This is a genomic window from Phenylobacterium sp. (genome assembly GCF_041916435.1).
Lineage (GTDB): Bacteria > Pseudomonadota > Alphaproteobacteria > Caulobacterales > Caulobacteraceae > Phenylobacterium.
Genome location: NZ_JAYRZM010000002.1, coordinates 531,899 through 545,813 on the forward strand (window position 1 = coordinate 531,899; position 13,915 = coordinate 545,813).

9 protein-coding genes are annotated in these 13,915 nt (G+C 69.7%); 4 read left to right on the top strand and 5 right to left on the bottom strand.

All coding sequences use genetic code 11. From position 1 onward, the window contains the following. The first annotated feature begins 188 nt into the window (after positions 1 to 188). On the top strand, positions 189 to 3,260 hold the full coding sequence (locus ACE3TA_RS07390; protein ID WP_374572080.1) for a TonB-dependent receptor domain-containing protein: 3,072 nt from the start codon (positions 189 to 191) through the stop codon (positions 3,258 to 3,260). 116 nt (positions 3,261 to 3,376) lie between these two features. Then, positions 3,377 to 4,363, top strand: a complete 987-nt coding sequence (locus ACE3TA_RS07395) for a serine hydrolase domain-containing protein (RefSeq protein ID WP_374572082.1) — start codon at positions 3,377 to 3,379, stop codon at positions 4,361 to 4,363. On the opposite strand, the gene ACE3TA_RS07400 is transcribed toward ACE3TA_RS07395, so the two are convergent. The 3 genes from ACE3TA_RS07400 to ACE3TA_RS07410 form a co-directional block, all read right to left on the bottom strand. Next, positions 4,360 to 5,322, bottom strand: a complete 963-nt coding sequence (locus tag ACE3TA_RS07400) for a D-2-hydroxyacid dehydrogenase (RefSeq protein ID WP_374572084.1) — start codon at positions 5,320 to 5,322, stop codon at positions 4,360 to 4,362. The two genes, ACE3TA_RS07395 and ACE3TA_RS07400, sit on opposite strands and share 4 nt — an antisense overlap. Before the next feature lie 44 nt (positions 5,323 to 5,366). After that, positions 5,367 to 6,677, bottom strand: coding sequence for a DUF5690 family protein (locus tag ACE3TA_RS07405; protein ID WP_374572086.1), 1,311 nt, complete (start codon positions 6,675 to 6,677; stop codon positions 5,367 to 5,369). Positions 6,678 to 6,740: 63 nt separating this feature from the next. Next, positions 6,741 to 7,496: a UTRA domain-containing protein gene (locus tag ACE3TA_RS07410; RefSeq protein ID WP_374572088.1), complete on the bottom strand. Its 756-nt coding sequence runs from the start codon at positions 7,494 to 7,496 to the stop codon at positions 6,741 to 6,743. A gap of 204 nt (positions 7,497 to 7,700) precedes the next feature. Between ACE3TA_RS07410 and ACE3TA_RS07415 the strand changes: the two genes are divergently transcribed. Both ACE3TA_RS07415 and ACE3TA_RS07420 read left to right on the top strand, forming a co-directional pair. Then, positions 7,701 to 9,851: a phosphocholine-specific phospholipase C gene (locus ACE3TA_RS07415; RefSeq protein WP_374572090.1), complete on the top strand. Its 2,151-nt coding sequence runs from the start codon at positions 7,701 to 7,703 to the stop codon at positions 9,849 to 9,851. Between the two features lie 54 nt (positions 9,852 to 9,905). Then, positions 9,906 to 10,469, top strand: coding sequence for a phosphonate degradation HD-domain oxygenase (locus ACE3TA_RS07420; protein ID WP_374572092.1), 564 nt, complete (start codon positions 9,906 to 9,908; stop codon positions 10,467 to 10,469). Positions 10,470 to 10,540: 71 nt separating this feature from the next. On the opposite strand, the gene ACE3TA_RS07425 is transcribed toward ACE3TA_RS07420, so the two are convergent. Together ACE3TA_RS07425 and ACE3TA_RS07430 are read right to left on the bottom strand one after the other, a co-directional pair. Further along, the gene (locus ACE3TA_RS07425; protein ID WP_374572094.1) at positions 10,541 to 11,287 is read right to left on the bottom strand and encodes a phosphatase PAP2 family protein; all 747 of its coding nucleotides are present in this window, start codon (positions 11,285 to 11,287) and stop codon (positions 10,541 to 10,543) included. A 70-nt stretch (positions 11,288 to 11,357) separates the two neighbouring features. Further along, positions 11,358 to 13,628: a TonB-dependent receptor gene (locus tag ACE3TA_RS07430; RefSeq protein ID WP_374572096.1), complete on the bottom strand. Its 2,271-nt coding sequence runs from the start codon at positions 13,626 to 13,628 to the stop codon at positions 11,358 to 11,360. Between the last annotated feature and the right edge of the window lie 287 nt (positions 13,629 to 13,915).

Genomic DNA, 13,915 nt, shown 5'->3' on the forward strand with positions numbered 1-13,915 from the left:
GGGCGCCTGCGCCCGAGCCTGGCCGCCTGGCTTCCGCGTCGGCCGGAGAGGGGCGCAGCTTCGCCGGCGCTGTCGGCCATTCACTCATGCTCGCGTGAATAACCGTTTGACGAAGTCGGTTTGTTGCGAGACGTTCACTCTCACAAGAGTGAGTTCAAACAGGGCTCCATCGACTGGGGAGGAAAGCCATGAAGCTCGCGTTCCACGGCGCGTCGCGCGCCGCGATTCTGTTTTGCCTGGCGGGCGTCGCCCTGCCGGCCTGGGGCCAGGAGGCGAACCCGCCCGGCGCGGCCCCGAAAGGGCAGGCGTCCGAGGCCGTGTCGCAGGTGCAGGAGGTGGTGGTCACCGGCTCGCTGATCCGCGGCACGCCGGTGGACGCCGCGCTGCCGGTCGAGGTGTTCTCACGCCAGCAACTCGAGGAGCGCGGCTCGCCGACCGCCCTGGAGTTCGCCAAGAGCCTGACGATCTCGGGGCCGACGACCGGCGAGTCCTACTATTTCGGCGGACCGGCGCTGACGGGCTCGGTGAACTACAACCTGCGCGGCCTGGGGTCGGACAAGACCCTGATCCTGCTCAACGGCCGGCGCATGGATCCCAACACCTCGAACATTCCCTCCATCGCCCTGGCGCGCACGGAGATTCTGAAGGACGGGGCGGCGGTGACCTATGGCGCCGACGCGACCGGCGGGGTCGTCAACTTCATCACCCGCGACCATTTCGTCGGCCTGGAGATGCAGGCGCAGTACAAGTACGTCGACGGTTCGGACGGCGACTATTCGGCGGGCGTGCTGGGCGGCGTCGGCGACGGGCCGGTGAACTTCATGTGGTCGGCCGAATATGAGCACCGCTCGCGCCTGCACGCGCTGGACCGCGACTTCACCCACAATTCGCTCGATCCGACGAAGCCCGGCTACAACCCCGCGCCGTGGTCGACGTTCACCAACCTGGCCGGATGGGCGCCGCGCGGCGCGCTGCCGGCCGTGCCGAGCGCCACGGCGAACGGGGAGTTCGGGGCGCCGCTGGGCCTGGTCTCCGACTTCACGCCGGCGAGCTGCGCGGCGGTGGGCGGGCGCTACGACAACGCCTACACCTGCGCCTACAACTACATCCCCTACTACAATCTGGTGGAGAACACCGACACCTACCGGGCCTACGCCCAGCTCAACGCCAAGATCACCGACGACATGGAGTTCCACGGCGAGGTCGCCTACGGCCAGGTGACGGTGCCGCAGGTGTTCGGATCGCCCTCGCAGCCGATGATCCGCGGCCCGGCGCTGGCGCCCGGGGCGACCTTCCAGCTCTATGTGCCGATCACCAATCCCTACGCCGCGGCCTTCGCCGCCGCCAACGGCGTCGTCGGGGCGTCGGGCTTCACGCCGGTCACCTACCGGCTGCTGGCGCACGGCGGCAACTCGGCCCTGGGCGGGGGCGACGGCTTCGGCGTGCCCGACCGGATCGACAACAAGGTGTGGCGGGTGTCGGGCGGGCTGAAGGGCCAGTTCGGCGACTGGGCCGGCCTGGCCAAGGGGATCGGCTACGACTTCGCGGTCACCTACAACGAATCGGTCTCCTACAACACGCACCCGGACACCATCGGCTATCGGGTGCAGGAAGCGCTCAACGGCTTCGGCGGCCCCAACTGCCACGCCGCGGACCTGGACCCGACGCGCTTCGGCACCCAGAACCCGGCGGCGGCCGGGCAGAACGGATGCATGTGGTGGAACCCGTTCTCCAGCTCCTTCGCCGGCCAGCCGGTGCGCAACCTGAGCAACCCCAACTACGTGGCCGGCAGCGAGAACTCGGCGGAGCTGACCCGCTGGATGTTCGATCCGCGGGCCACGGAGACCACCAACCGCAGCCTGACGACCGACCTGGTGTTCGACGGCCGCGCGGGAATCCACCTGCCGGGCGGCGACGTCGGCTGGGCGCTCGGCGGCCAGCTCCGCTACTTCAAGACCAGCGAGTCGATCCCTGACCCGCTCTACAACGGCACGGTCGAGTGCGCCTGGCCGCACGGCACGACCAGCGCCAACGGCGTGGGTTCCTCGAACCTGGACGCCAATCCGGCGGCCACCACCGATCCGAACTTCCGCGGCTGCACGCCCGACGCGCCGGGCCCGTTCGTGCTGTTCGCGCCCAATCCGCCGGACAGCGCGCACCGCAACCAGTACTCGGTGTTCGGCGAGCTCGAGATCCCGGTGTTCGACGACCTGAACTTCCAGCTCGCCGCCCGGCACGAGGAGTTTTCCGGCGGGCTGGGCGCGACGGTCTACAAGATCGCGGGCAAGTGGCACGTGTGGGGCCCGCTCTCCCTGCGCGGCTCCTACGGCACGAACTACCAGACCCCGCCGATCAGCGTCATTCCCGGCGCGGTGACCATCGCCGCGCGCAACTACACCGTGGCCGGCGGCAACTGGCTGGCGGCGCAGTTCATCACCGATTCCAACCTGAAGCCGGAGACGGCCAAGTCCTGGAACATCGGCGCGATCTGGCGCAGCCGGGGCTTTTCGCCCGATCACGACTTCCGCCTGATCATCGACTACTTCGACATCCGGACGCAGGACCAGATCGGCCAGATCGCCGATCCGAACCAGATCGCCGACCTGGTGTTCAACGGCGCGGGCGGCGTCACCACCACCTGCGATCCGGCGGTGCAGCCGCTGCTCAACCGGGTGACCTTCAACACGCCCTGCGTGGTGGGGATGAGCGCTGTGGGCGCGTTCTCGTCGATCTCGACGCGCTACGGCAACGGGCCGGGCCAGACCACCAACGGCTTCGACATCCAGGCGGACTACGACATGCCGCTGGCGGCGGGCGACCTGTCGCTGAACGTGACCGCGACCCGGATCACCGAGCTGCGGACCGGCGCCACCGAGCTGGATGGTGTGGTGATCTCCACCGGCGACGATCGGCTGGGCACGCTGAACTTCGCCACCTTCGCCCAGGCCGCGCCGAAGTGGCGCGCCAACTTCAGCGCGAACTACCGCCTGGACCGCCACAACTTCCGCCTCGGCGTGAACTACGTCTCGGCCGTGAAGGACGAGCGGCCCGGCGTGCAGTACGGCGAGAACGGCCGCGAGTGGATCACGGTGGACTTCACCTATCGCCTGGCGTTCAGCGACGACCTGGCCTTCACCGCGACGGTGGAGAACCTGTTCGACCGCGATCCGCCGCCGGCCCAGGAGGAGTTCGGCTACGATCCATGGACGGCCAATCCGCTGGGCCGGACCATCCAGGTCGGCGTCAAGAAGTCGTTCTAGCGTCCTTCCCCGACTTCGGCGGGCGGCTTCGGCCGCCCGCCTCCTGTTCGAATTGGGCCGAGGGGCTGTCGCCGCCGCGCCGGGCGGCGATAATGGGCGGCAGGAGGAACGCCAGGATGACATCCCTTCCCGAGGCCGGGCGGCCGCTCGCGCGGGGCGAGGCCATGCAGGCCGTGCTGGACTATGCGCAGGGCCAGAAGACCACCGGCTTCCTGGTGATCCGCGACGGCCAGGTGCTGGCGCGGCGCAACTGGCCCGCGCCGCCGGAGGCCGAGACGTTTCGGGCGGCCTTCGCCTATGAGACCAACGAGGCCGGGGAACTGCTGGAGGACGTGGCGTCCCTGCAGAAGAGTTTCGTCGGCGTGCTGGCGGCGATCGCGCAGGACAGGGGGCTGCTCGACGTCGAGCGGCCGGTGTCCGACATCCTGGGCGCCGGGTGGTCCAAGGCGCCGGCGGACGACGAGGCGAGGATCCGCGTGCTCGACGTGCTGACGATGAGTTCGGGCCTGGGCGTCGATTTCGGCTACGCGGCCCCGCCGGCGAGCGTCTTCCTCTACAACACGCCCGTCTATGCGGTGACCCAGAAGGTGGTCTCGGCCGTGGCGGGCGCGCCGCTGGAGGCCGTCACCCGCGACTGGCTCACGGTCCCGGCCGGAATGTCGGACACGGCCTGGCGTCCGCGGCCGGCCGGCTTCGGCGACGTGGGCAATCCCAAGGGGCTGGTGAGCAGCCCGCGCGACATCGCAAGGCTCGGCCAGCTCGTGCTGGACGGCGGGCGCGCGCCGACCGGCGAGCGGGTCGTCTCCGAGGCGGGCCTGAAGGCGCTGTTCACGCGCTCGCCGGCGAACCCGGCCTATGGCCGGCTCTGGTGGCTGAACGGCGGCGACTACGCGGTGCGGCCGCTGGCGCGCCGGGTGGAGGGGCCGCTGATCCCGTCGGCGCCGGCCGACCTGGTCGCGGCCCTGGGGGCGCTGGACCGAAAGCTCTATATCTCGCCGGGCCAGCGGCTGATCGTCGTGCGGATGGGACAGGCCGCGCCGGACGAGGGCTTCGACGAGGCGCTCTGGAGCAAGCTTTCGGCGGCGCTCGGCCTGGCCGCCTAGGCGACCCGGTTGCGCGGCGCGCCCGCCACGAAGGCCTCGATGTTGTCGATCACCTGGTCGACCAGGGCCTGCACCGACTCGCGGCTGGCCCAGGCCACGTGGGGCGTCAGGATGAAGTCATGGCGGCCGATCAGGCGCATCAGCGGATGGTCTTCCGGCGGCGGCTCGGCGGTGGCCACGTCGAAGCCGGCGCCGGAGATCCAGCCTTCCTCCAGGGCGCGGCCGAGCACGGTCTCGTCGACCACGCCGCCGCGGGCGGTGTTGATCAGGATCGGCCGGCGGGCCATGGCGCGTAGCTCGACCTCGCCGATCAGGCCGCGCGTCTGCGGCGTCAGCGGACAGTGCAGGCTGATCACGTCGCTGGTCGCCAGAAGCTCGGCGAAGTCCGTGCGGCCGGGGGCGGGCGGCTCGCCCTTGCGGCCGGCGTAGGCCACCTTCATGCCGAGGGCGCGGCCGGTCTCGCCCACGGCGGTCCCCAGGGCGCCGGCGCCGATGACGCCGAGCGTCGCGCCGGACAGAGTCTCGATCGGATAGTCGAAGAAGCAGAACTGCTCGGCCTCCAGCCAGCGGCCGGCGGCCACCGCGTCGCGGTAGCCGATCAGGTTGCGGCGCAGGGCGAAGATCAGGGCGAAGACGTGCTCGGTGATGCTGGCGCTCGCATAGTCGCGCACGTTGGAGACGACGACGCCCCTGGCGCGGCAGGCCGCCACGTCGACCACGTCGTAGCCGGTGGCGGCCACCGCCACGAGCTTCAGGCGCGGCGCGGCGGCGATCGTCCCGGCGGTGAGCGGGACCTTGTTGGTGATGACGACGTCGGCCTCGGCGATGCGCTCGGCGACTTCGTCCGGCGCTGTGGAGGAGTAGGCGCAGAAGGCGTGCGGCAGGTTCGGCGCGCGCAGCTTCACCTCGGGCCGGATCGTGTCGGAATCGAGGAAGACGATGTTGAGGGGACGAGCCATGGCGCAGCCTTACGACACCGCGCCGGGGCGCGCCAACGCCTGCCTTATTCGGCGGCGAGGGCGGGCTTCAGCGGCCGGCGCACATAGTGGCGGGCGAAGTAGGCGCCGGAGGCCAGGGTGCAGACCGCCCCGGTCAGGCTGACGGCGTAGGCGCCGAACACGAACGACTGCAGCCAGTCCAGCGAGACCGCGCCGAAGTTGCGCCAGAGCAGCACCGCGACGCTGCCCAGGTAGCCGGAGGCGTCGGCCACGTAGATCAGGAAGCCCGCCGTCGCCACGCGCCCGCTGTAGGCGATCAGCCGGTCGAAGAGCATGGCGTTGAACGGGGTGTAGGCCATGTAGAGGCCCGCGCCGTTGAGGATCATCCAAGCGAGCGGGCTGAGCAGGTGCAGGTGGAAGGCGAAGGTGGAGGCGCCGACCAGGAGGAAGCCCAGGAGGATCACCAGGTGCATGGCCAACAGGGCCCGCAGGTTGTCGCGCACCACCATCAGCCCGCCGAGGACGACCAGCGACACCAGGGCCACCGGCAACTCGCTGGCGGAAAACACGCTGGAGGCCTCGCCATAGCCCAGGGCGGTCCAGATCTCGGCGGCGAAGTTGTCGCGGAAGTCGCGGAAGGCGGTGAGCACGACGTAGCCGATCACCAGCGTGACGATGCCGGGGGCGTAGGCCGCCAGGAAGGCGCGGCGCTCGTGGCGGTGCATCGGCGCGCGGTGCACCCGCTCGGCCTCGTCGGCGGGGCTGGGGGGCGGGATCTGCTCCAGGGCCCAGACCGAGACGGCGAGCAACGGCAGGAACAGCGCGCCGGTGGCCGCCGGCGCCCAGAATTCGCTGAGATGGTGCTGCTCCATCAGGAACTTGGCGATCGACTTCACGATGCCGGAGGAGGCGATGAAGCTGGCGCAAAGGATCGCGCCCAGCACCTCCGACGTGCGCCGGCCCTCCATGTAGCTGAACACCAGGCCCCAGATCATGCCCAGCGGCAGGCCGTTGAGGAACAGCATCGTCACGTTCCACGGCGGCGGGATCAGGGCGAAGCCGATCAGGGCCAGCCAGCCCGCGCCGATCAGGCCGAGGATGGCGTGGCCGCGCCAGCGCGGGCCCATCTCGGAGATCACCCGCACGCCGATCAGCTTGGACAGGGCGTAGCCGGCCACCTGGGCGATGACGAGGGCGATCTTGTAGTCCAGGGCGAAGTGCCAGCCGGGCACCACCTCGAAGGTGGCGGCGGTGAACGGCTTGCGGAACGCGTACATGGAGAAGTAGGCGCAGAACCCCGCCAGGCCGGCGAACATCACGAAAACCGCCGGATGCGCCCGCGACAGGCGCGCCTTCAACCCGTTGTCCACGTCCATCCCCCTGCCATGTTCCGGATTGGTCTAGTCCAAGTCGATGGCGGTTGGATGACGCCGCACCGGTCAGGACAGGCCGATGTCTACGCTGATCTTCAGGGCGTCGTGGCGCCAGAATTCGCGGTCGAACTCCACGACGCGGCCCTGTGCATCGTAACTGGTGCGAATGACGCTCAGGCCGGGCAGGCCTGACTTGACCCTGAGCGCCTCGGCCTCCTCGCGGATCAGGGCGCAGGGCTGCATCTCCACGCGGTTGCGCGCGACCGAGATGTTGTAGGCGCTCTTCAGGATCGAGGTGAGGGAGCGGTCCAGGTCATGCGCCAGGACGCCCGGCGCCATGGACGGATCCACGGCGATGCGCTCGACCAGGACGGCCCGGCCGTCCACGTAGCGGCGGCGGCGGATCAGGTAGATCGGCGAGCCGACCGGCTTGCCGAACACCTCGGCGAGCTCGGCGTCGCAGGTGATCGCGGTCTTGCTGAGGGTCTCGGTGGAGGGGGAGCGGCCCTGCGCCTTCACGTAGGACATGAATCCGTCCCAGCGGGTGGGGTCGTAGACCACCGGCGGCGGGGAGACGTACCAGCCGCTGCGGTCCTTGCGGTAGATGACGCCCTCGGCCTCGAGCTGGAACAGGGCCTCGCGGATCGTGCCGCGGGCCACGCCCGCGCCGGCCTGCAGGTCGCGCTCGGACGGCAGGCGCCCGCCCGGCTTCAGCTCGCCCGCGGTGATGCGGGCGGCGATGTAGTCGCGCATGTTCAGGTAGTGCAGGCCGCCGGCCGACCCCGTGCGCGGGGGAAGGCGAGCGCCCTTGGAGGGCGGCATAGAGGGCAAGTCTCGCAAGGGCCGGCGGCCGAGTCCGCCGACGCCCCAAGATGCGAAGGCCGGGCAGGGCGGTCAAGGCGCCGGGGCCGCCTACGGCGCAGGCGCCACGGCCCCGTCGCGCACGTTTCACGAAACCTTCGTGTGTCGGTTGTTGGGATTGGTCTATACCAAAAAATGCAACTCACTTACGGCGAGGCGCAGGCCATGAGCACGGACCGTCGCAGCTTTCTTCGAACCGCCGCGGGCGGCGCGGCCGCCGGCGCGGCCCTGGGCCTGCTGCCGGCCAGCGTGCGCAAGGCGCTGGCCATTCCGGCGCGCCACGTGACCGGCACGATCAAGGACGTCGAGCACGTGGTGATCTTCATGCAGGAGAACCGCGCGTTCGATCACTACTTCGGCACGATGAACGGGGTGCGCGGCTTCGGCGACCCGAGGCCGCAGCGGCTGCCGGGCGGCGCCTCGGTGTGGCGCCAGCCGAGCCGCGAGCACCCGGACGGCTTCGTCGCGCCGTTCTACGGGGATTCCCGCGCCACCAACGCCTACACGGTGGACGGCTCCGAGCAGGGGCACAAGGAAGCCTCGATGATCGTCAACGGCGGAAGCTACGACCGCTGGGGCCGTTCGGGCGAACTGCACAAGCGGATGGTCTACTACAAGGCCGACGACCTGGCGTTCTACCACGCCCTGGCGAGCGCCTTCACGATCTGCGACGCCTACCACTGCTCGACGCTGACCCAGACCTATCCGAACCGGCTGCACCTGTGGACCGGCTGCAACGGCGGCGGAACCGTCGGCGGCGATCCGGAGATGAGCAATTACGGCGAGGACGACACCCCCAGCGCCGACATGGCCGAGGACCGGCCGATGGCCCACGGCCCGCACGAGTGGACCACCTACGCCGAGCGCCTGCAGGCGGCCGGGATCACCTGGAAGGTCTATCAAGAGTACGACAATTTCGGCGACAACATCCTGTCGGTGTTCAAGCCGTTCCGGCCCTGCGCCAAGGACTCGCCGTTCTACACGTGCGGCCGCTCCTGGGTGTCCGAAGACAAGACCGGCCCCGACCGCACCCGCTCGGACGGCGAGCAACTGGTGGAAGCCTTTCGCGCCGACGTGGCCGCCGACCGGCTGCCACAGGTCTCCTGGATCGTCACGGCCGCGGACCTGTCGGAGCACCCGCGCGCCGAGCCCTCCAAGGGCGAGCACGTCTGCGCCGGCCTGATCGAGGCGCTGGTCTCCAATCCGGAGGTGTTCGCCAAGACCGTCTTCATCGTGAACTACGACGAGGCCGGCGGCTTCTACGACCATATGCTGCCGCCGATGCCGCCGATCCGGCCCGAGGAGGGTTTCAGCACGGTCTCCACGGCCGGCGAGGCCAAGGACTACGGAGACGGCGCCGGCGAGGGCTATGAGGATCTGAAGGGCCCGCACGCGCTGGGCCTGGGCATCCGCGTGCCGGCGATCGTCGTCTCGCCGTGGAGCCGGGGCGGCTTCGTCTGCTCGGAGGTGTTCGACCACACCTCGACCCTGAAGTTCCTGGAGAAGCGCTTCGGCGTGATGGAGCCGAACATCAGCCCGTGGCGGCGCGCGGTGTGCGGCGACCTGACCTCGGCCTTCGACTTCGCCGCGCCCAACCAGGACTGGACGGACCTGACCCTGCCGCAGACGGCCGACTACATGGCCCGCGTCGCCCGGTCCAAGGCCGCGCCGAGCCTGCGCATTCCGGCGGCGCAGGAGGCGGCGAGCCAGGAAGGGCCGCAGCGCATGGCCCGGCCGCTGCCCTACGACCTGGCCTGCGACCTGCGCATCGAGGGCGGGCGGGCCTATATCGACATGGTCAACGCGGGGGCGAGCGGCGCGGTCTTCCAGGTGTTCGACAACACCGACCGCGCCGGGCCCTGGCGCTTCACGATCGGCGCGGGCGAGCGCTACGCCGCGGGGCAGTGGAACGGCGCCGACGGGGCGGGCGCCTATGACCTGACCGTGCAGGGGCCGAACGGCTTCTATCGCCGCTTCGCCGGGGACGCGCGCCGGCCCCAGCCGCGCGTGCGCGCCGGCATGGACGAGGCCCGCCGCCTGGTGCTGACCCTCTCGCACAGCGGTCCGGGGCGCGCCTCGGCCGTCGTGGAGATGGCCGGCGACTATCCGCTGGTGGAGGGCGAGGCGCGCCGGCGCCTGGCCGCCCGCTCCGGCGGGCAGACCGCCTCGGTCTGGGACCTGTCGGCCAGCGACCACTGGTACGACCTGACGCTGACCTTGACGGACGATCCGGGGTTCGTGCGCCGCTACGCCGGCCACCTGGAGACCGGCCGATCCAGCCGCACCGATCCGGCGATCGGCCGGATGCGCCTTTAGACCTGGCCGCCGACACGTGGCGGCCGCCCGCAACCTTCAGTTCATGGATACAGAATGACGCCAACGCCGGCTGAGGCCTTCATCGACCAAGTCTTTTCGCTTCTCAGCCAGCACGGCCACCTGCACTACGGCGAAGACGTCAACCAGCTTGAGCACGCCCTGCAGACGGCCCACCACGCCCGCCTGGACGGCGCCGACGACGCCCTGGTGATCGCCGCCCTGCTGCACGACATCGGCCACCTGATGCAGAAGCTCGGCGAGGACGCGGCCGACCGCGGCCTCGACGACCGCCACGAGGACATCGGCGCCGGCTATCTGGCGCGCGCCTTCGGCCCCGAGGTGACCGAGCCGATCCGCCTGCACGTGGCGGCCAAGCGCTACCTGGCGGCCAGGGAGCCCGGCTATTTCGAGCAGCTCAGCCGCGCCTCGGTGCAGAGCCTGGCCCTGCAGGGCGGGCCGATGACCGAGGCCGAGGCCGAGGATTTCCTGAAGGAGCCGTTCGTCGAGCCGGCGATCCGCCTGCGCCGCTACGACGAGGCGGGCAAGGTCGTCGGCGCCGAGCCGGAGGGCCTGGAGGCGTTCCGCGCCTCGGCCGTCGCCCTGGCGAAGGCGGACTGACGAAAAAAGGGCGGGGCGCCCGACGCGCTCCCGCCCTGTCTTCACGACAAGCAGATCCCGGGCCGGGGCCGCTATTTGGCCAGGCCGGCGGCGTGCAGCTCCTGGCGGGCCGCCTCCAGCTCGCCTTGCAGCTCCGGCGCGTGGACGAGTTGCACCCCGATCGCGGTGCCGAACGCCTGGCCGGCGACGATGTCGCTGCGGAAGTGGACGCCGCAGACCATGCGGTCGTGGGCGTATTCCGAGGCGCGGGCGAAGATGTCCTGCGAGCGCTCCGGCATCAGGTCGGAGAGCACCACCGCCATCGTGAAGGCCATGGTGGTGTGGCCGCTGGGATAGGAGGTGTTGGGCTTGTCGTCGCTGTGGTCGCAGCCGACCACCGTGGAATCGACGACCCAGGGACGGGGGCGATGGAACTCGGCCTTGGCCAGCTTCTTGGCCGCCGACTGTTCATGCTCGACGATTTCCAGGAGGCGCGCCGTGGCCGGCAGCTCGGCCATGTCGAACTTCGGCCCGAGCGTGGGGGCGAAGGCCGAGGGGTCTTCGTGGATGTTGTCCCATTCGGCGAGGGCGAATTCGGACGGGGTGCGGCTGTCCTGGATCTGGTGCAGCTCGGCGAGCTCGGCCTTCTGCGCGGCCGAGCCCTCGGCCGGCGGCGGCGGCAGCAGGCCGCGCGGATCGACGTCCTCCGCCTTCAGGATCTTGCCCGGATAGGCGGCCGGCGGCGGGGCGTCCATCTGCGAGGACGGGGATTGGGCGAGAGCCGGCGCGCAGGCCAGGACGGCGAGGGCGGCGGCGTAGGCGAGGGAGCGGCGGCGCATGGCGTATCTCGAAAATACGGCCGGGCGCGACGCGCGCGCCCGGCCAGGAGGGGGATGGGTTAAGGCCGGCTCAGAGCGTGGCGCGCAGGGTGAACTGGTAGCTCCGCTCGGGCTGGAAGAAGTACTGATCGTGGTTGTCCAAGGGGTTCGCGGTCGGACCATCATTGATGCTGATGTCCGTGACGTCCTTGTGATCGAACAGGTTGTAGACGCCCAGTTGCGCCTTGATGCGCCCGAAGTCGTAGCCGACGACCAGATTGGTGGTGTTGAAGGCCTTGATCTTGTAGTCGGCCGGCTCGCCGTCGTCGGCCCATTGCGGCCCGACGAACTTGTTGATGAACGACACCGACCAGCCGTGGTCCTTGTAGACGGCGCCGCCGGCGGCGGTCCATTGCGGGGCGTTGGCGATCTGCTTGTGCGTGTCGTCCTTGGCCGAGTTGACCGAGCCGTTGACGAACACCACCAGGCCCTCGGTCGCCGCGTAGCTCACCTGGCCCTCGACGCCCTTGTAGACCGTCGTGCCGGGCAGGTTGGTGTAGTAGGGGTCCGACTTGGGACCGACCTTGGCGAACTTGTCGGTGAACTCGATGTAGTAGACGTCGCCGTCCAGGGTCAGCCGGTCGGTGTTGAACACCGTGCCGAGCTGGTAGTTGGTCGACTGCTGGGGCTTCAGCCCACCGTGCCCTTCGGCGTCAGGCACGTAGAACACCTTCAGCGGCGGCACCAGGAAGCCCTTGGCGTACTGGGCGTAGGCCGACCAGTTGTCGGCGATGCGGTAGTTGGCGGTCAGGAACGGCAGGGTCTTTTCGAAGGTGGCCGTGCTGGAGTCGCCGACGAGCCGGGTCTTCGAGCCCACCGGCGCGCTCACCTTGCGGGTGAAGCTCATGTACTTCACGCCCGGCGTGACGGTGAGCTGGGCGGTCGGGCGCCATTCGAAGTCGGCGAAGACCTGGTACTGGAACCACTTGGAGTGCTCCAGGAACTGGATGTCGGCCGGCGGGACCGGGCCGGTGGCCGGCGCCTTCTCGATCGGATTGGGCAGGCCGAGCGTGCGGTCCAGGTCGAAGCGGTGGCGGTTGGTGAAAGCGGTCTCGTACCAGACCCCGCCGCGCAGCTGGCCGAAGGAGAAGTCCTTGGAGCCGCGGAGGATGTCGCCGTAGACCCGGTACTGGTTGAGCTTGTCGTAGCCGGCGATGTCCAGGTTGCCGGCCGGCCCGGCCTTGGTGCCGACCGCGTCGCTGGGATAGGTCCCCGAGGCGACCTCCGCCGCGTTCTGGGTGACGTCGGTCGCCGACATCGTGCTGTTCTTGTAGGCGTAGGTGTAGAGGGTGTTCTCGAAGCCGAAGCCGTGGTCCAGGTCGCCCTTGAGCCGCACGTACTCGAAGTCGGTCTCCTTGGTGATCGTGTTGTAGCCGTAGTAGGCCGGCGAGGTCGGATCGTTGTTCAGAGCGAAGGTCTTGCCGTAGGCGGCCACCTGGGCGAGCGTCGCGCCGTTGCCGTCCGCTTCGTGGATGCGCCCTTCGTTGTGCTCGACCAGCGCGGTCAGGGTGAGACGGTCCGTGAGAGGCGTCTCGAACTTCAGGAACTGGTTGAACTCGCGGACCTTGGAATAGTCGAGGTAGCCGTCGCTCCACAGTTCCTGGAAGTTGGCGGTGATGCGCGTGCCGTGCAGCTTGTCCAGCTCGCCGCTCTGCAGCGTGGTGACCACGTTGCGCGTGTTCCAGCTGCCCACGGTCAGCTTCTGCTGCAGATACGGGTCAGGGGTCAGGCTGCGCGAGAACAGGTTGAACGAGCCCCCGAAGGTGGCCTGGCCGAGGTCGCCGGCCTCGCCGGGACCGCGGTCCACCTGCGCCGCCCCGATCGTCGAGGCCGGGAAGTAGGCGGTGGTGTGGTGCGTCGGGTCGTTGGTGTCGCCGAACGGGATGCCGTCGTAGGTGACGTTGTATTCGCCGTCGCCGAATCCGCGGATCACCGCGTCCTTCTCGCTCAGGCCCGGGCCGTTGTTGTTCACGCCCGACAGGCTGGGCGTCATCACGAGCACCCCGGTGTAGTCGGAGGTGTCGGCGACCGAGTCCTCGATGAAGGTGCGGGTGATCATGGCCGTCGGCTCGACCGCATCCAGCGGCGCGGTGGCCGGCGCGCCCGAAGCGGCCGAACCCTTGGGCGCGGTCACCAGCACCTGCTCCAGTTCGGGCGCGTCGGGCGACAGCGGCCCGGCGGCGTCGGCGGCGGCCTCCGCCGCCAACGCCGCCTGCGGGGCGGCCAGGGCGGCGAGAGCCAGGGCGAAGCTGGATCCAGTCGCCAGCAGGGTGAGGCGCGCGGCCCGCGAACAAATCGACATGTCATCCCCCAATTCGAAAGTCGCCGGGAGACACCGCCGCGGGCCGCGCCAAGCAAGTGAAGGAAATGTTGCGGGACTTTGATGCTTTTGCGTCAGCGCCCTAAGTCATTGCGCCGGTTTCGATTTTTCGGGCGCCGCGGCGCTGTCGCAAAACCGTCGCCGATGTTGAGATATCTCAATGTTCGCGCGTCTTGTGAAGAAAACCGCGCGGTCTCAAACTGTTGGTTCGCTTCGACATGAAGGCCCCGCAGATGCGCGTTTCCGTGCCGCCGACGGGCGGCGTCGCG